Source organism: Hyphobacterium marinum (genome assembly GCF_036330325.1).
In the GTDB taxonomy this organism is placed as follows: domain Bacteria; phylum Pseudomonadota; class Alphaproteobacteria; order Caulobacterales; family Maricaulaceae; genus Hyphobacterium; species Hyphobacterium marinum.
The window spans coordinates 225,467-241,120 of the sequence record NZ_JAZDRO010000001.1 but is presented as its reverse complement, the minus strand read 5'-3'; the positions used below and the strand labels follow the sequence as shown (position 1 = coordinate 241,120).

Sequence of the window (15,654 nt, the reverse complement as noted above, 5' to 3'; positions counted from 1 at the left end):
ATCCGGCCGGACCGTGTTCGTACGGTCCGGCCGCGCTCTGTAATGAGGCCTAGAAAATCGAGGACTGTGTCGCGTCGGTGAAGGCTTCCAGCGCGGCCGTGCCCGGCAGGGAATTGCCCAGCTCATCCAGCTCGGGCGACCAGACACAGATCGAATACCGGCCCGGAATGACGGCAACGATCCCGCCGCCCACCCCGCTCTTGGCGGGGATCCCGACCCGGAAAGCGAAATTCCCGACCCCGTCATAAAGACCGCAGGTCAATAAAAGGGAATTGACCCGCTTGACCCGAAGGGGCGGGATCAGCGACCGGCCATCCAGCGTCTGTCCCTTGTTGGCCAGCGGAAGGAAGGCGCGCGCCAGATCGAGACAGGACATGGCCAGTGCGCACTGCCGGTAATAGACGTGCAGTACGTCCTCGACCTTTGACTTCAGATTGCCCTGGCTTTTCAGGAAATGCGCGATGGCGGCATTGCGATGGCCGTGTTCGGCTTCGGACCGTGCCACGCTTTCATCAAAGGCAAGATCCGGATTGCCCGACCAGCGACGCGCCATGGTCAGAAGCTGGTAGGCCGGTGAAACGGTCTGGGCGGTCAGGCAGTCTGTGACGACCAGCGCACCGGCATTGATGAAGGGGTTGCGCGGAATCCCCCGCTCGCCTTCCAGCTGGACCAGCGAGTTGAACGGCGTGCCCGAGGGTTCGCGGCCCACCCGCGACCACACGGCATCCGGGCCGATTGTCTCCATCGCCAGAAGCAGGGTCAGGACTTTCGAAATACTCTGGATAGAAAAGGCTTCGCGGGCATCGCCGGTCGTCCACTCCGCGCCATCGACCGCGCAGACCGCTATGCCGAACTTGCCGGCCGGAATGCGGGCCAGCGCCGGAATATAGTCCGCGACCTGCCCCTTGCCGATTTCGGCGCGCGCGGTCGCGGCGATCCGGTCAAGCAGGACGTCAAAGTCCGCTGGAGTCTGTTCGGGCATTCAGGCCCGTTCGCGCAGCCACAGGCTGGCCAACAGCTTCAGGCCCCGCGTGACTTCCTCGCCCGAATGCAGCGTGCGGTCATCGCCCGTTCCATCGGAATGGACATTGGCGAACGTCAGCGCCTCACCCGGTGCCCCGGCCCAGTTCAGGTCAAGCTTGGGAAAGACCGTCGCGCCGCCTTCGAAGCCGTCATTGAGCCGGATCAGCGTTGTCGCGATGCGCTGGCCCCGCCGATCCAGGTCGGCCGAAACCGGCCCGTCATCGGCGGTCATGTAGTCGAAATGCGGCTTGTAGGCATCGCCCGGCCGGTAAGCCAGCACGCTCAGCGCTTCGCCTTGCTCATACCCGCAGCCGGCCAGCGCGGCCATGCGCGCCTTGATCGCCCACAGGACGATGTCGAACACGCCATCAGGCAGGCTGGCGGTCAGCGAATTGCGATAGGGATCTTCCCGGCTTTCGCCCGTACCCGGGTCAAGGATGCGGGCAGGCTGCAGGTGCGGGGCCGCATTCGCAACCAGGTAATCGCAAATGGCGGGCGGCATGAAATGCGGTGCCCGCGCCACGGGCGGATCCTCGCTGAGGACCCGCGTCTCTTCAGGCGCGCCGGGCAGCCAGCGGGAAATCGCCGCAATGGCCGTCTCGTCGAGATCGGGAATGGTGTCCGCATCGGCCAGTTCGCGGACTTCGAGGTCTGCTGTCGTGGCTTCAAAGGCTGCGCCGAGCGGGTGGCCGCTGCGCGCCAGGGCCGGGGCCTTGGCGTGGGCGACGCCAGGCACATGACCGCGCTGAAAGCCAAGGCGGAGCAGCGCCGCGATGGCGTGGGCCTGGCCCTCATTGGCCGCCCGGATCAGGGCTTTCTCGGCGATCGTATCCTCACCGGCCCACAGGGCGAGCAATGCCAGCTCGGTCAGCGCCTGCATGTCGCCGTCCTCGGCGTCGCCGAGACGAAGCGCGAGCGCCTGATCGATATCCGTCTTGCCACCATAACCGGACGCCAGCAGGAAGGCGTGGTGGCGGTGGATGACAGCACCGGCGGGGGCATCCTCGATGGCCTTTCGCGCGGCGTCAGTTGCCCCTTCGGGGGCTTCGGGTTGACCTGCGAGGGTCAATAGCACGCTGGCAGAAGCCAGGTCGCCACCGCGGGTCGCGGCGGCAAGATCGTCGAGGGCGGGGCCATGACGTCCGGCGAGCCAGTCATCATAGGCTTTGCGTGCCGCGTCCTGGACGGGTTTGGATCGTGTTGTCATGAGGTCAGCTTATGACATTGCGGCCAGCGAAGCGCAAAGCCCGGCTGTCAGCCCCGGCGATAGCGCCCGATCCGGCGGACATGCCTGTCGAGATAGTCCGGTCCGACACGGACCGAGAAGGGCGGGCAGGCACAGCCCGACGCGCTGAGATGGGCAATCAGTCCGCCCGTATTGCGTCCGAAATCGATCATCGCCTCGTCCAGCCGGATGATGATCTCGTAGTGCCGCGAACAGGTCTCCGGGCAGAAGGTTTCGGCCTCGGCCATGCGCAGCACTTCGCTGTCGATCCCGCCGATCTCGGCGCGGTCATACCGGCGCGGCGCGAAACCGGGATAGACATCGTCATCCTTGCGCACGACCAGGACATGGTCCCAGCCCTGATCGCCGTAACGGGACTCGATCCGGAACGCCCCCACGACCGGATTGCCGACCTGCGGCCCCGAAATGACCAGATCCGAACCCCTCCCGGGATGGGAGGCGCACCCCGGCAGCACGCCTGCGGCCAGAAGGGCCAGAAGCGCGGCGGCCAGCACATGGGGTCGAAATCCGCTCATGACCGCTTAAGTCTGCGCTCGCCGCCCCGGACGGCAAAGCGGCTTCCCCTGTGGCGCTAACTGCCCTAGGCCGGTTCGCGCCTGTTGCAGCACGACGAAGAGGCCCGAAACCCCATGACCTCAACCATGCCCACTAAGGCCGATGTGGTCGTCATTGGCGCGGGTGCGGCCGGCCTTTTTTGCGGTGCCCGAATTGCCGAAGGCGGGGTTTCGGTCCTGGTGATCGACCATGCGAAGAAGCCGGCGGAAAAGGTTCGCATCTCCGGTGGTGGTCGGTGCAACTTTACCAATATCCACACCGGCCCCCACGCCTTCTTGTCGGACAATCCGCATTTCGCGAAGTCCGCACTGGCGCGATATAGGCCAGCGGACTTTATTGCCCGGCTCGACGCGCGCGGTATTGGCTGGCACGAGAAGACGCTGGGCCAGCTCTTCTGTGACGGGCGTTCGGGTGCGATCATCGACATGCTGACCGGTGATCTGCTGGCCGCCGGTGGTCAGCTGGCGCTGTCGACACCCATTACCGCTCTAGACCGGACCGAAGACGGATTTTCCATCGCGACCCGTGCGGGCCCTGTCGAGGCCCGGCGGCTGGTCGTCGCCACCGGCGGTCTGTCTATCCCGAAAATGGGCGCGACGGGTTTTGCTTACGACATTGCCCGCCGGTTCGGCCACGACGTGATCGACCCGCGCCCCGCACTCGTGCCCTTTGTGTTCGAGGGCCGGGACAAGACGGACTTCGCATCCATTTCGGGCGTCTCGCTGCCGGTTCGCGCCCGCTTTGGCGACACGGTGTTTGATGAGGCGATGCTGTTCACTCATCGTGGCCTTTCTGGCCCGGCCATCCTGCAAATCTCGTCCTACTGGCGCGAAGGCCATCCGGTCGCCATCAACCTGTTGCCGGGGAATGAGGCCGCCGCCGCGCTCAAGTCTGCCAAGGCCGCGCATCCAAAACAGTCCCTCGCCACGGCCCTGGAATCGCTCTTGCCCAAGCGCCTCGCCGGAATGCTGGCCGCGCGCGGCGACCTGCCGGACATACCCCGCCTGGCCGATCTGTCCCACGACCGGATCGAGGCTCTTGTCCGGACGCTCTCGGACTGGATGCTGAAACCGGCGGGGACGGAAGGCTGGCGCACGGCGGAGGTGACGGCAGGCGGGGTCGACACTGCTGGCCTGTCCTCGCGGTCGATGGAAAGCCGGACCGTGCCGGGCCTCTACTTCATCGGCGAATGTGTCGATGTGACCGGCTGGCTCGGGGGCTATAATTTCCAGTGGGCCTGGGCCAGCGCCCAGGCGGCCGCCGCCGATTGCCGCGAACAATTGGGCGGATATCCCTTGACGGAGTGAACGTTACGGCCCTGTAATGAGCGCCACTCTTGGGGAAGGGGCTGAACATGAAGGCGATCCTGGGGCTCGTCGGCCTCGGATTTGTGTGCGCAGGCGTGATGGCCTGCCCGGCACATATCCGGGCGGAAGCAACCGAAACCGTTCAGATATCCGACGCGACGCTCGATGAATTCGCGCGTCAGCTGGACCTGTTTACAACCTACATGCAGGGCGAGACGCCGGATTTGCCGGCCGCTCAGCGCGGTGAGACTGTCACCGAATAGCCGCTGAACCGCGACGCCAGGCGCGGCTCGCGGGTTTCGATACGGACCAGAACCGGTCCTTCTGCCTCGACATCGAGCGAAACGGCATGGCCGTCTTCACGGGACCGTGCCAGACGGCGCCCGGTCTCCGCGTCGTAGACCTCGACGCCGTAGCGCATCTCTTCGTTCTCGAAAGATACCGCGACGGTCACCGGGCCACTTGTCCCCGCCCGCCAGATATCAGCGAGATCGTCATGGCCGACATGGCCCGCTCCGGTCTCGCCGGGCTGCAGGACCGGGTGCTCTCCGTCCCGTGTGTCATCCGCGTCGCCTCCTGTCCCGTCATGGGCGGGTTCGATGGCGATTTCGAACAGGGCGTCGGCGGCGGTGCGGTCGTAATTGTCGCCCACTGCGATGATGAAGCCCTCACCCGTCGTATCGGCATAATAGCCGGTCAGGCCCTCGCCCGGCAGGTTGCGGACACGCGGGAAGCCCGACCCGGCCCGCTCGCCATCGGGGTTCAGCATCCGGATCGTCATCGCGCCGAGCGCTGCGCTGGATTCGGTCAGATCGTCGCCCTCGCCGTGCCAGGCATGGGACTGTAGCAGGCCGCGCACGACACCCAGCTCACCTTCCTGCGTCGCGATCCGGTAATAGCGGTACTCGCCGCGCGGTACGAATTCCCCCAGCGTGTAGATGCCCGGCTCCAGCGGAATGGCGTCCGCCGCGCTGTGGCCTCCGAGAACCGGGTTCTCGCATTTCAGGACCGTGCGCTGCGACCGCCGTACCGTCATGCCCACCGCTTCGCGCATCGCTTCGGCAAGGGCGTCCGCGTCCGGCGCGTCCAGATAGCGGCCGCCTCCGGCCTCAGCGATGGCGCGCATCTGGGCTTCCTGGTCGGCATCGAGGTCGAAGCCGACGACATAAGCCGACAGGTTGATGCCCTGCTCACGCAAGGAGGCCGCCATGGCGACCGGATCACCGCCACAGGTTTCCTCGCCATCGGAAATCAGCACGATCAGACGTTCGCGCGCCTCGACGCCCGCCAGGTCCGCGCCCGCCGCCTCCAGACTGCCGGCGATCGGCGTGTAGCCATAGGGCACCAGGCCGCGTGCCGCTGCAGTCAGGCCGGATGCGTTGTCGCGCGCAAATTCGGTCAGCAATTCGGTGTTGGGACAGGACGCCTCGGCACTGTGCTCCAGAGAGCTATCGAACCCGTAGGCGCGCAGTGCCGCGGTGACATTCGCCCCATCGAGGGCTTCAGCGGCGGCTTCGAAGGCCGCCAGGGCAATGGCCATTTTCGACCGGCCCCCGCCGTCCGCGCCCATCGAACCACTGGCATCGAGAATGAATTCGGCGGCTACCGGACCGTCTCCCTCCGGTGAGACCTGCCCGGTACCCGGCGTGACGGTCCCACGAACGACTTCGAGAATGCGTTGCTGGATGATGTCATAGGCCGGACAAGCTTCGACGCCGGACTCCGCGTCGACAATCTCCGTCTGCGCCAGCGCGGTGCTGGCAAAGAGCCCAGCGGCAACAGCTCCAAACGTCCGCGTCAATACTGTCATGATCGCCCTCCCTTTGTCCTGACAGACAACCTAGCACGCTTCACCGGCAATGCGTGTCTCCAAAGAGACCCGTCGCGCCACTGACATAAAACTCCGTACACCCCCTAAAGAGGGTTCCACGCCAGCACGGCAAGTTGTTGATCCATCGCGGTAAATTAGATCGTCAAAAAAACTTCACAAAGCCGCTTTCCAAATTTTCCGCGTTATATTACAGTCCTGTGACAGTTTGTTGTCGGAACGATAACACCCAATGGGAGGACACCATGAAATTCAAAGCCGCTCTCGCCGCCGGGGTCCTTGCCTTGGGCCTGACAGTCCCCGCTCTCGCACAGGACAGCGGGTTCAACCTGTCCATCGACTCTGCCGCGCTGGCGACCGAAGCGTCGGCGCGCGAGGCCTATGACCGCCTCGAGACCCGCATTGCGGACTATTGCAGCCAGTTCGTTGAAGCCGAACAATGCACCGACCAGGTGATGACGGCCGCACTCGAGCAGATCGGCAGTGACATGCTGACCCGGATCCATGCCGAGGCTGTGGCAGCGGAGTCCGAACCGGTTATCACGGCGGCGGTCTACGAGACCCGCTAGCCGGTAACGCCATCACAGGCCAGTTCAGGGGCCTTCCACCGGCGGTGGAGGGCCTTTGCCGTTCTGGCGGACTTCGTTCCGTCCGCTCTCCGCGCTAGTCTGTCACCAGACCGGGACGGAGACCGCTCATGACGCAACATTCACACGTGCTTGTTACAGGGGCGTCAGGCTTTATCGCCCTGCATTGCCTCGCCCAGCTGCTGACGGCCGGGCATCGCGTGCGCGGCACGCTGCGCAGTCCCAAGCGTGAGGAGGAGGTCCGCCGCGCCCTCACGGCCGCCGGGTGCGACGTGTCTAGCCTGGACTTTGTTCATTGCGACCTGATGGAGGACGCCGGCTGGGATGAAGCCGTTGCCGGTTGCGACTATGTTCTGCACGTCGCTTCACCCTTCCCGGCGGTCCAGCCGAAGGACGAGAACGAGCTGATCATTCCGGCGCGCGAGGGCGCACTGCGTGTGCTGCGGGCTGCTGCGAAGGCCGGGGTGAAGCGGACGGTGATGACGTCCTCGGTCGCGGCGGTGTCCGCCGGTCACGACAAGTCGGGCGGGCGCGTCTTCAATGAAGACGACTGGTCCGACCTCGATGGCCCGGGGGTCAGCCCCTACGAGAAGTCCAAGACGATCGCCGAACGCGCGGCCTGGGACTTCATGGCAACGCCGGACGCCGGTGCGATGGAACTCGCCGTGATCAACCCCGGCGCGGTCCTGGGGCCTATCCTGTCGCCGGACAGCGGGACGTCGGTTGAAATCGTCCGCCGCCTGATGGCGCGCGACATGCCTGCCGTACCCCGGATCGGCTTTGTCGTGGTCGATGTCCGCGATGTGGCTGCGGCCCATATCGCGGCCATGACGGCACCCGGCGCGGCGGACAAGCGCTATATCTGCGCCCTCCCGCAAGCCTGGTTCAGCGATGTCGCCGCCATTCTTGACCGCCATTTTGGGCCGCGCGGGTTCAAAATCCCTACCAAGCAGCTACCTGACTGGGTGGTGCGGCTGATCGCCGTCTTCGACCCGGTTATTCGGGGCATTACCCCGCTTCTGGGCGTGGAGCGCAAGATCGACAATTCGCGCACCCTGGCGGATCTCGGCTGGCAGCCGCGTGACCTCGACACCATGGTCGTCGACTGCGGCGAAAGCCTGATCACCCAGGGTGTGATCAAAACGCCCTAACGGTTTTTCGCTCGGTCGAGAATCGAACGAGCGGCCTCGCTGCCCGGATCGAGACGCAGGGCGAGCCGCGCGCGGGCTTCATCCGCCCCGTCCGAAGCCAGCAGATCGTTCGCGAGATCGCGATCCCGCGCCAGCCCGGCGCTGACGGTCGCATAAAGTTCGCTGGCAAGCCTGTCCCGCTCGGAAAGCTGCGGCAGGATGCCGGCAAGGTAGTCTGCCATGGCCTTGTCCGGGCTGACCGGATGAACCGGTTCCAGACCGGGCAGACGGCGATAAATCTCCTCCCAGGCCTCCACCACCCGGTCGAAACCGGCTTCGGCGCGGATCCGCGCCGTGACCAACGCGGCGTCATTCCAGTCAATCGCCTCCAGCCATGACCGGATGGAGTCCCGCCTTGGCTCGTCCGTTATCCGGTTGAGGCCAAAATTATAGGCGCGCAAATCGTCGAACCGGTCTGAGGTGACAAGGCCCCCGGTCCGGCCGTAGTCGGCCAGGATCACCGCACACCCCATTGCCAGGGCTTCGATCGCCGCCCGGCCCTTGGCGAAGACAACGCCATACCGGGCAAATTCGGTTTCCGGGCTCTCCAACACGCGCCCGAGCTTGGCGCCGGCAAGGTCGAGCGTGAAACCGGCCTGGCGGCAGGCCTGTTCGAAGGGCAGGACCAAGGCGCGGTCGGCGACATTGGAGAGGAGCAATGCCCGTGTCTGCCGGGACGGGTCATCATGGGCGACGCCTCGGTCCGCGAATCGCTCGAAATCAACCCCGTTCAGGATCCGCACGATCCGGTCCGCCGGAATCCCGTCACGGGTGACCAGCGCGTCACGGCAGGCTTCGTCGACAGCCGTATAAGTGCGGATAGTGGGGAAACGCGCCAGCGCCGCCTCCTGCCAGGGCAGAACACCGTGACAGACCTGCACGGCAGGGACATCGGGAAAGGCCAGATAGGCCAGCACGGCGGCATTGTGATGCTGGCCATGGATCACGCCGGGCCGGGTCATGCCGTCCAGCGTGTCAGTCACGGCTATGCCGGCTGTGCGAATCTCCTCCGCCACCTCGCCCAGGACTGGCGCGAAACAAATGACGTCGTGCCCGCGTGCTGTCAGTCCGAATGCCAGGTCGCGCACATAGAGCTCGGTACCGGCCCGCGCGGCGAGCCCGTGATTGGTGATCAGGATACGCATACGGGCGACAGCAGTGTTTCCAGAACCGGCTGCAAATGGGTCTCGAGCGTCAGCGCCTGCTTGTACTTGCCTTCGGCGACCCGGGCGCGGCCATGGCGTTCGAAAAAGGGCGGGGTACCGGAAAACGCGTTCAGATAGGCGTCGAACCCAAGGGCGGGCCGGAGGATTTCGCGGGCTTGGCCGGCCGCGCCATACCGGTCGAGAAGCTCGACCGCCTCACGCCGCAGGAACGGGCCGGCGCGCTCAGTGTAATCCTCGATCGCCGCCAGCTTGCGGGCCTGATCCTGCGCATCGAGATCGAAGACGCGGCAGTCTCGCGGCCGGGCATGGGCGAAGTCTGAAGGGTCGTCATTCAGCGCGATGTCGAAGACCGGGGCGTTCAGCCGGGCGCGCTGTGCCGCCGCCAGAACGAGGAAATGGCACAGATCGTGTGCCGGATTATAGCCCTCTGCGGAATCGGTGATCAGGAGGGCAGGAACCTCCCGCGCAATGAGGCTGGTCAACTGGGTCAACACGCGTTCCAGGACAGCGGCGTCGCGGTCCAAAAGGGCGTTATAGAGCGCGCGGTCCGGCAGCGGCTCGAACCCGCAATGCCGGGCAATCTCAGCGCCCGCCAGCGTGGCATCGGACAGGTGGAGGCGTGACTCTCCTGTACTCGCCGATGCATCGGTCAGGAAAACAATGCGCGCATCAAGTTCGTGAAGGGCATGCAGCGCCCGCAATTCGTGTCCCGGATGGGCAAAGATGGCGAGGGCGGGGGGCTTGTCGTCACAGGACATGCCGCTCCTTATGGCAAAACCGGTCCGAAGGGGCCATATGCCCAACCGTATTTCCCGGTGTATGGCCGGGCAGGCAGCAGGGAACACTGTGATGGGCGCGATCTGGCATGGCGGGACATTTCCGCTCGACGACTTCAATCACCGTGCGGCGGGATGCCTCAACGGGCATCTGGGCATGGAAATCATCGAGGCCGGGGATGACTGGATCAAGGCCCGCATGCCGGTCGACGAACGCACCAAACAACCCTTCGGCCTCCTCCATGGTGGCGCATCCGTGGCGCTCGCCGAGACGCTGGCCTCGCAAGGGGCCTTCGCCACGGTGGATCCGGCGACAAAGGCCGTGGTCGGCATGGAGATCAACGCCAATCACGTCCGCCCGGCGCGCGGCGGTTTCGTCTTTGGCGAGGCCCGGCCCGAAGCCATTGGCCGGACGACGCAGGTCTGGTCGATCCGCATCACCGATGAACGCGGAAAGCTGGTCTGCATCTCACGCTGCACGCTCGCCGTGATCGACCGGCCGAAAGACTGATCAGGCGGCATCCGCGATTTCGCCGGATCCGTCGAGAACGAAGCTGGGTGGCAAGACCGCCTTGCCGGGCTTGCGCCTTTCCAGGGCCTTGAGCGCCCGGGTGAAAGCGAACTTCCAGACCCAGGACGGGGAGAATCGGTCTTCCAGGCCGCCCTGATATCCAAACCGGTTGCGCAGCCACGCATTCGCATGGACCGCATTGGCGCGCATCAGGGCCAGCGGCGTCATGAATTCGATCGACAGGGAAACATTCAGGCTATTGCCATTATCGATCCGGTGCGGAGCGTTCTGAGGCCAGTGAACCATGTCGCCGGGCTTGAGGTCGAAGACGCAGGCACCGGAATCGAGGTTCGCTGAATAGGGAATCTCTTCTTCGGTCTTCCGGGATACCACGTTTTCAAGAGCGGTCGGGCCGACATAGGGCTCGCGACGCGGATAGATCCAGACCCGCTTTTCGCCGCGCACGTGCCAGAGCATCACGCGCGGCGTATCAAGGTGATAGAAAACGCGGGCGTTGGGCGATGAAATCAGCAGACCAAGATCGGTCCGGAAGGGGTGGAAGTTTCGGACCTTCGTCTTCAACTCGGCAAAGATGCGGCGGTTGAGTGTGCCAATCTCGGCATCATTGTCGCTCGCGCCCCGCAGGTTGAGCCAAACCCGGCCTGATTTCACGGCGTCCAGCAGGCCGGGACCCGTCACATCGCCCAGACGCCCCCGGCGCCAGCTCCCCGGTGCATCACCCATGGTGAAGACACCGATCCGGTCTTTCGGATAGCGGTCGAGCAATGCTGCCAGCCCGTCATCGGTAAACAACGCGTCTGTGTGCAGCGTGTGGCGGAAGGCCTGAACCTCCCGGCCAAAGTCCCTAACGGCGGAATCAGGAAACCCGCCGGGCGCAAAAATACTGCCGTTGATGTCAGGCATGGGCAACTGTCCCGTGGCTGGACGACCGGGTCCGGGACCCGGATTCGAGATGCAGAAGGAACAGGAAGGCCGCGAACGCCACGACAAATTCCGAATACTCCTCGAAGAGTTCGTGTTGCAGGAGGACTCCGGCCGACAGTGTCAGGACAAGGCCGGATCGGCTGTCGCGCAACCAGCGCCCGGCGGTGCTCAACATGCGGACAGGAAACCATTGGTCAGCCGCGGGTGCACGGCGGAAGCCGACATAGGCCAGCCCTGCCGCGAACAGAATGCCAAATCCGATAACCGAATAGATCAAATCATAGATGCGCGGATCGACGAGGTTGTGGGCATTGGTCTCGTTCTGAAGATTGACGGCGGCGAGCGCATCGGGCGTGTCCCAATGGAATATCCACTGCCCCCAGCTCAGTTCTTCGCCGGCTATGACAAGACAGGCGGCTGCGGCGGCGGCAAAGGGCAGCCGATTCCAGCCAGCCTCGCGGCTGCCGGTTACCCCAAACAAGACGGCGCAGCCGGCCAACAGGACGACAACACCGTATTCGGACAGGCCGACATCCCGGGTTTCTGATCCAAACAGGAATCCCAGCACTTCGCCGTTGCGGTTATGCCAGATACTCAAGCCGGCAATGACAGCCAGGACCAGACCGGCCAGAATCGGAACCGCGAGCCGGACCGCGCTGTCGCCTTGCCGGTGCCGTTGCCACAAATGCCAGAAGCCGAACAGGGCGGCGATGAACGCCGCACCAGTAAAGGCGAGAAACGGCCCGGCATGCTCGATGTCAAAGGTCATGATTTATCCTTTCCGGGTGATCAGCCCGCGCGCGGCCTGGGCTGCTCCGCCGATCCGTCCAGGCAGGCCGGTTTCACTGAGCAGGATCTGCTCCCAACGGCGCACGACCTTGCCGGCCAGTCCACCGGTACCAGGCTGGAACAGACCGGGCGCAAGCCGGGGCCGGGCCGCGAAGGCCCGCCCGCTTGACAGGCCGATGGTTTCATTGGCGAACAACGACTTGTGAGGCTCGTCGCCGCTGCCCAAATCGTAGACGGCAAAGGGGGAGGCCGGTAGCGCCTCCAAGAATTCACACACCAGAAGGTGGCCTGGCGAATAGGGTTCAAAAGCCGGATCAAAGGCCGCGATCCACGGATGAAAAATACCGTTCCAGCTGAGCCCGAATTCCGACGCGACGGGCCGGCCAGCCACAGTCAGCGTCATCTGGAACGGGCTGATATCGCCAACGCCACCTTTGCGGAGCAAGCCCAGCATCTGGCGAGTCCACCGTGTCTTGAGAACATTGTGACGCCCGGAGCGCGCAAACTGGCGGTCTTTCCAATCCAGCAGCGTGTCGAATGCGCCTTGTGACCTGTCGTCGAGTACGAGCGCGACGTCACCATGCTCGCGTTCCAGCTTGCGTTTCAGTCGCCGGAAGGTCTTGGCCCGCCTCGGATGGCAATCCTTCAGGTCCGCCAGCGGGTCTGTTCCGGATGAGAACCGATACCGGTGACCATATAGGTCGCCACCGCCCGGTTCGATCAGATTGAAATACCGGAATCCGCGCAGACCGGCAGTACCCAGCACATGCTCGATCGTCCCGTCAAAACCGGGCTCTGCGATCAGGGCGTGATAGTCGGAAAAGGTCGAGCCGATGGGCCGGGCAAGACCCAAAGGGCGCTTGTGAATCGGCAGAAAGGCGCGGCGGCCAAACCGGTCCTCGGCGCGGACTATACGGACATCGCTGCGGCAGCTGGCCACCAGGCGTGCGAAATCGGGATGGAGCAGTGGCGACGGCCAGTCTGAACTCCGGACCAGATCGATCCACAGTGCGCGATCGGCACGGTCAAGTCTGCCGGGATGAAATGTCTCTGCTTGGCGCATCAGCGGCGGCCTCCCCGGCATGCGTTGCACCATCCGGGCCAGCTATCAAATCAGTTGGTACTGTGGATGCCATAGAATTGCTGCGAGAACGGACCGCCCCAGAAAACCTTGCCCAGACCGCGCATAGCCTTGTCGAGCATGCGGGCCCGGCGCGGTGCGCGGACCAGCCACAGCGCCAGGGCGGCGATCCCGTAGATGGCGAACTGCGCAGCTCCGACCAGCATCCAGAAAACGACGCCGAGCGGATTGGCCGGGCGCGACGAGGCGCAGGCCGCGCTGGGGCCCTGGCCATAGGCGAAGGCGCGGCGCAGCGTGTATTTCAGGCTGGCGCGCGACAGGGACGGGTCTTCCCACACCCAGGCTTCCTCGCACCAGACAAAGCGCGCATGAGCCGCTTTCATCTGGCCGAAGAGGAGGTCGTCCTCACCGCCAATGGCATTGCGTTCCACCGCGAACGGGGCCTCGGCGTTCGGCAGGGCGGCGCGGCGGACGAGAGAGTTGCCGCAGCCATAATAGTCCGCAATCGGCCCACTTTCCTCAGGCCCGAAGCGGGAGAAGAATTCCGCGTAATAGTCTCGGTGGGCGCGCACATCCTCCGGCACGCGGGCACGAACGGGCCCGAACACCGCGTCCGCGCCGTGAAAACGCTGCGCCCCGACCAGCTCACAAAGCCAGGTCCGGGGGGCTTCCTCGTCATCATCAAGAAACGCAATGAGCGGAGCCGAGGAGGCGGCCACGCCGGCATTGCGCGCATTGGCGACACCGGGTTCGGGCATGTGGACATAGTGGACCGGGAAGGGCGCATCTGCGGCGATGGCCTGACTGCGCTCGCGGGCCGAGCCCGCAGGGTCATTGTCGACGATCAGGAGTTCCAGCGACAGCCCGCACGGATTGGCCTGGCCGATGACGCTGTAGGCCGCTTTCGACAAACCTCCGGGGCGGCGGAAAGTCGGGATGATGATCGAGACATCGGGGCTCATGCGGCGCTCTCCTGCGGACCATGGCGCGGAGCGGAAAACGCACGGAGCGTGCCCGCAATGCGGCCGGGAAAATCGAGATCGGCGGCGGAAATCTGGTCAAACCGGCGATGCAGGCTGGCAGTCCGTGCCGCCAGACCGGTGAGCGGAAAATGCTCGCCCGCTGTCCACAGCATCGTGCGCAGACCGGTGGCCCGGCGCGCGGCACCGGGCGCGGTTTCCAGCCCGGCCACGACCGGAATCGCGGCATTGGCATAGTATTTCTTGTAGTGGCCGTGACCGGCGCCGAGGTCGCAGCGTTTCAGCCCGAGAGCGGGCATGGCTTCGACAAGACCATGCAACAGCGTTTGTCCGGGGGACCACGGCGCATAAACGGGATCATAGGCGGCGACCCAGGGATTGTACCGGTCACCCGTGCGCACGCCGAACAGGCCTGCGACCATCCGGCCGCCGGCTTTCAGGCTGACCATCAGCCCGCGCGCCTCGCCGGTTCCGCCATTGAACAGGCCCGTCATCAGCTTGCCTGCCCAGGCCGGTTTGAGAACGTCATGCCGGCCGGTCCGCGCAAACTGGGTGTGTTTCCACTCCAGAAGCTGGTCGAAATGGCGCGGGTCGTGGTCGTCGGTAATAAGGTCGAGCGCACCGCGTTGCAGTTCCATCTGACGGGCCAGGCGCCGGTGATTCTTGAAACGTTTCGGGTTGGCCGCGCGCAGGCCTTCCAGGAAGGCATTGATGTCCGGTCCCGGTATAATGGCATGCACATGACCGCGCGCCGTGACGCCGCCAAACCGGCGGCGCGGGTCGGTCAGCGCGTCAAAACGATACGCCCGCAGACCGGCCAGGTGCAGCGCCTCGGCCCCGGACATCGTACATCCCGGCGCACAGACGAAGGCCTGCAGATCACTGAAGGGCGCAGCCAGGGGACGGGCAAGGCCTCCGGGCCGGGCATGGTAGGCGAGCACGGCTTCCAGACGCCCATTCTGCCGGTAAAGCGCGACGCGGGCATCGGCGCGAACCTGGCCCACGGCACAGGCAAAGTCGGGATGAAGCAGGGCCGAGCCGAATTCGGCGGACGCGGTCAGCGCGCTCCACGCCTTGCGCGTTTCTGCGTCCAGTTCGCCTGGGTGAACGACCTCGCAGCGATACATCAACTCGTCCCTCCACGGACCCTTGTCCGGGACAGAACGCAAGATTCACGCCACGATGGTGGTGTCAGGCGAAGAGGTCAGATGGCTTCAACGTTATTGGACTCGGCGGTGTTGCGGATCATGCCGGCAAGGTGGACCGGGGCCGTATCGCCCATGCCGCACAGATGCTGGTTCTTGTCCAGCGCCGCGACATGGTCGGGCAGGACGAAACCGTCCACACGCATTGATCCGGACAGAACCAGAACCGGCGTATCGCCGCAGCAGTCCACGACCAGGTCATAGGTCTCGCGCGGCTTTGCCGAATCGGGCAGGCGCAGATCGAGCAGAACCAGGTCAAAGCTCCCGCTTTTCAGCTTGCGCTTGGCTTCGCGCAGCGTCCGAGCCACTTCAAAGGAAATGTCGAAATCGCCGGCTTCGCAGACCGCATTCTGAACCAGAAGCGCGTCAGCGAAATCGTCCTCGACATGCAGGACGCGAAGCTGGGTCGGTATGGTCATGGCCTGTCCCCTTCGGCGGCAATGGGCTCGCCCTTCCGGAGATAGA

Annotated in this window: 17 protein-coding genes; 5 read left to right on the top strand and 12 right to left on the bottom strand. The window is 64.8% G+C overall.

What is annotated here, in order from left to right:
- Positions 1-49 precede the first annotated feature (49 nt).
- From V0U35_RS01140 to V0U35_RS01130, 3 genes are read right to left on the bottom strand one after another with little or no spacing between them, the layout of a single operon-like run.
- Positions 50-982 (bottom strand): glutaminase, encoded by a 933-nt coding sequence (locus tag V0U35_RS01140; RefSeq protein ID WP_330194806.1) that lies wholly within the window; start codon positions 980-982, stop codon positions 50-52.
- The gene (locus V0U35_RS01135; protein WP_330194805.1) at positions 983-2,230 is read right to left on the bottom strand and encodes a prolyl hydroxylase family protein; all 1,248 of its coding nucleotides are present in this window, start codon (positions 2,228-2,230) and stop codon (positions 983-985) included.
- Between the two features lie 47 nt (positions 2,231-2,277).
- Entirely contained in the window at positions 2,278-2,784 is a 507-nt protein-coding gene (locus tag V0U35_RS01130) for a hypothetical protein (protein ID WP_330194804.1), read from the bottom strand.
- Between the two features lie 126 nt (positions 2,785-2,910).
- On the opposite strand from V0U35_RS01130, the gene V0U35_RS01125 reads away from it, so the two are divergent.
- Both V0U35_RS01125 and V0U35_RS01120 read left to right on the top strand, forming a co-directional pair.
- Entirely contained in the window at positions 2,911-4,131 is a 1,221-nt protein-coding gene (locus tag V0U35_RS01125; RefSeq protein WP_373696356.1) for a BaiN/RdsA family NAD(P)/FAD-dependent oxidoreductase, read from the top strand.
- Positions 4,132-4,178: 47 nt separating this feature from the next.
- On the top strand, positions 4,179-4,394 hold the full coding sequence (locus tag V0U35_RS01120) for a hypothetical protein (protein WP_330194802.1): 216 nt from the start codon (positions 4,179-4,181) through the stop codon (positions 4,392-4,394).
- Here V0U35_RS01120 and V0U35_RS01115 read toward each other — a convergent pair.
- Positions 4,367-5,941 (bottom strand): vWA domain-containing protein, encoded by a 1,575-nt coding sequence (locus V0U35_RS01115; protein WP_330194801.1) that lies wholly within the window; start codon positions 5,939-5,941, stop codon positions 4,367-4,369. The genes V0U35_RS01120 and V0U35_RS01115 overlap by 28 nt on opposite strands.
- A gap of 263 nt (positions 5,942-6,204) precedes the next feature.
- Between V0U35_RS01115 and V0U35_RS01110 the strand changes: the two genes are divergently transcribed.
- Both V0U35_RS01110 and V0U35_RS01105 read left to right on the top strand, forming a co-directional pair.
- A complete protein-coding gene (locus tag V0U35_RS01110; RefSeq protein WP_330194800.1) occupies positions 6,205-6,528 on the top strand; it encodes a UrcA family protein in 324 nt (107 codons plus the stop codon).
- A 128-nt stretch (positions 6,529-6,656) separates the two neighbouring features.
- Complete coding sequence (locus V0U35_RS01105; RefSeq protein ID WP_330194799.1) at positions 6,657-7,697, top strand: NAD-dependent epimerase/dehydratase family protein; 1,041 nt, start codon at positions 6,657-6,659, stop codon at positions 7,695-7,697.
- Here the strand turns inward: V0U35_RS01105 and V0U35_RS01100 are convergent.
- Entirely contained in the window at positions 7,694-8,881 is a 1,188-nt protein-coding gene (locus V0U35_RS01100) for a glycosyltransferase (RefSeq protein WP_330194798.1), read from the bottom strand. The two genes, V0U35_RS01105 and V0U35_RS01100, sit on opposite strands and share 4 nt — an antisense overlap.
- A complete protein-coding gene (locus tag V0U35_RS01095) occupies positions 8,869-9,660 on the bottom strand; it encodes a PIG-L deacetylase family protein (protein WP_330194797.1) in 792 nt (263 codons plus the stop codon). Before V0U35_RS01095 ends, V0U35_RS01100 begins: the two co-directional genes overlap by 13 nt.
- A gap of 91 nt (positions 9,661-9,751) precedes the next feature.
- Here V0U35_RS01095 and V0U35_RS01090 point away from each other — a divergent pair, with 91 nt between their 5' ends.
- The gene (locus tag V0U35_RS01090) at positions 9,752-10,189 is read left to right on the top strand and encodes a hotdog fold thioesterase (protein ID WP_330194796.1); all 438 of its coding nucleotides are present in this window, start codon (positions 9,752-9,754) and stop codon (positions 10,187-10,189) included.
- Here V0U35_RS01090 and V0U35_RS01085 read toward each other — a convergent pair whose 3' ends face one another.
- The 6 genes from V0U35_RS01085 to V0U35_RS01060 form a co-directional block, all read right to left on the bottom strand.
- Positions 10,190-11,113, bottom strand: coding sequence for a hypothetical protein (locus V0U35_RS01085; protein ID WP_330194795.1), 924 nt, complete (start codon positions 11,111-11,113; stop codon positions 10,190-10,192).
- Positions 11,106-11,903, bottom strand: coding sequence for a hypothetical protein (locus V0U35_RS01080; RefSeq protein ID WP_330194794.1), 798 nt, complete (start codon positions 11,901-11,903; stop codon positions 11,106-11,108). Before V0U35_RS01080 ends, V0U35_RS01085 begins: the two co-directional genes overlap by 8 nt.
- Positions 11,904-11,906: 3 nt before the next feature.
- The gene (locus V0U35_RS01075; RefSeq protein WP_330194793.1) at positions 11,907-12,986 is read right to left on the bottom strand and encodes a GNAT family N-acetyltransferase; all 1,080 of its coding nucleotides are present in this window, start codon (positions 12,984-12,986) and stop codon (positions 11,907-11,909) included.
- Positions 12,987-13,036: 50 nt separating this feature from the next.
- Positions 13,037-13,966, bottom strand: a complete 930-nt coding sequence (locus tag V0U35_RS01070) for a glycosyltransferase family 2 protein (RefSeq protein WP_330194792.1) — start codon at positions 13,964-13,966, stop codon at positions 13,037-13,039.
- Positions 13,963-15,111 carry a GNAT family N-acetyltransferase gene (locus tag V0U35_RS01065; RefSeq protein ID WP_330194791.1) on the bottom strand — a complete coding sequence of 383 codons (1,149 nt, stop codon included), beginning with the start codon at positions 15,109-15,111 and terminating at the stop codon, positions 13,963-13,965. The genes V0U35_RS01070 and V0U35_RS01065 overlap by 4 nt, the downstream gene beginning before the upstream one ends.
- 77 nt (positions 15,112-15,188) lie before the next feature.
- On the bottom strand, positions 15,189-15,608 hold the full coding sequence (locus V0U35_RS01060; RefSeq protein WP_330194790.1) for a response regulator: 420 nt from the start codon (positions 15,606-15,608) through the stop codon (positions 15,189-15,191).
- Between the last annotated feature and the right edge of the window lie 46 nt (positions 15,609-15,654).

Excerpts from the sequence above, each read along its gene's own strand:
- V0U35_RS01135 (WP_330194805.1), bottom strand. The coding sequence starts at position 2,230 with ATGACAACACGATCCAAACCCGTCCAGGACGCGGCACGCAAAGCCTAT.
- V0U35_RS01070 (WP_330194792.1), bottom strand. The coding sequence starts at position 13,966 with ATGAGCCCCGATGTCTCGATCATCATCCCGACTTTCCGCCGCCCCGGA.
- V0U35_RS01100 (WP_330194798.1), bottom strand. The coding sequence starts at position 8,881 with ATGCGTATCCTGATCACCAATCACGGGCTCGCCGCGCGGGCCGGTACC.
- V0U35_RS01090 (WP_330194796.1), top strand. The coding sequence starts at position 9,752 with ATGGGCGCGATCTGGCATGGCGGGACATTTCCGCTCGACGACTTCAAT.
- V0U35_RS01115 (WP_330194801.1), bottom strand. The coding sequence starts at position 5,941 with ATGACAGTATTGACGCGGACGTTTGGAGCTGTTGCCGCTGGGCTCTTT.
- V0U35_RS01060 (WP_330194790.1), bottom strand. The coding sequence starts at position 15,608 with ATGACCATACCGACCCAGCTTCGCGTCCTGCATGTCGAGGACGATTTC.
- V0U35_RS01105 (WP_330194799.1), top strand. The coding sequence starts at position 6,657 with ATGACGCAACATTCACACGTGCTTGTTACAGGGGCGTCAGGCTTTATC.
- V0U35_RS01130 (WP_330194804.1), bottom strand. The coding sequence starts at position 2,784 with ATGAGCGGATTTCGACCCCATGTGCTGGCCGCCGCGCTTCTGGCCCTT.
- V0U35_RS01085 (WP_330194795.1), bottom strand. The coding sequence starts at position 11,113 with ATGCCTGACATCAACGGCAGTATTTTTGCGCCCGGCGGGTTTCCTGAT.
- V0U35_RS01120 (WP_330194802.1), top strand. The coding sequence starts at position 4,179 with ATGAAGGCGATCCTGGGGCTCGTCGGCCTCGGATTTGTGTGCGCAGGC.
- V0U35_RS01140 (WP_330194806.1), bottom strand. The coding sequence starts at position 982 with ATGCCCGAACAGACTCCAGCGGACTTTGACGTCCTGCTTGACCGGATC.
- V0U35_RS01075 (WP_330194793.1), bottom strand. The coding sequence starts at position 12,986 with ATGCGCCAAGCAGAGACATTTCATCCCGGCAGACTTGACCGTGCCGAT.
- V0U35_RS01110 (WP_330194800.1), top strand. The coding sequence starts at position 6,205 with ATGAAATTCAAAGCCGCTCTCGCCGCCGGGGTCCTTGCCTTGGGCCTG.
- V0U35_RS01125 (WP_373696356.1), top strand. The coding sequence starts at position 2,911 with ATGCCCACTAAGGCCGATGTGGTCGTCATTGGCGCGGGTGCGGCCGGC.
- V0U35_RS01080 (WP_330194794.1), bottom strand. The coding sequence starts at position 11,903 with ATGACCTTTGACATCGAGCATGCCGGGCCGTTTCTCGCCTTTACTGGT.
- V0U35_RS01065 (WP_330194791.1), bottom strand. The coding sequence starts at position 15,111 with ATGTATCGCTGCGAGGTCGTTCACCCAGGCGAACTGGACGCAGAAACG.
- V0U35_RS01095 (WP_330194797.1), bottom strand. The coding sequence starts at position 9,660 with ATGTCCTGTGACGACAAGCCCCCCGCCCTCGCCATCTTTGCCCATCCG.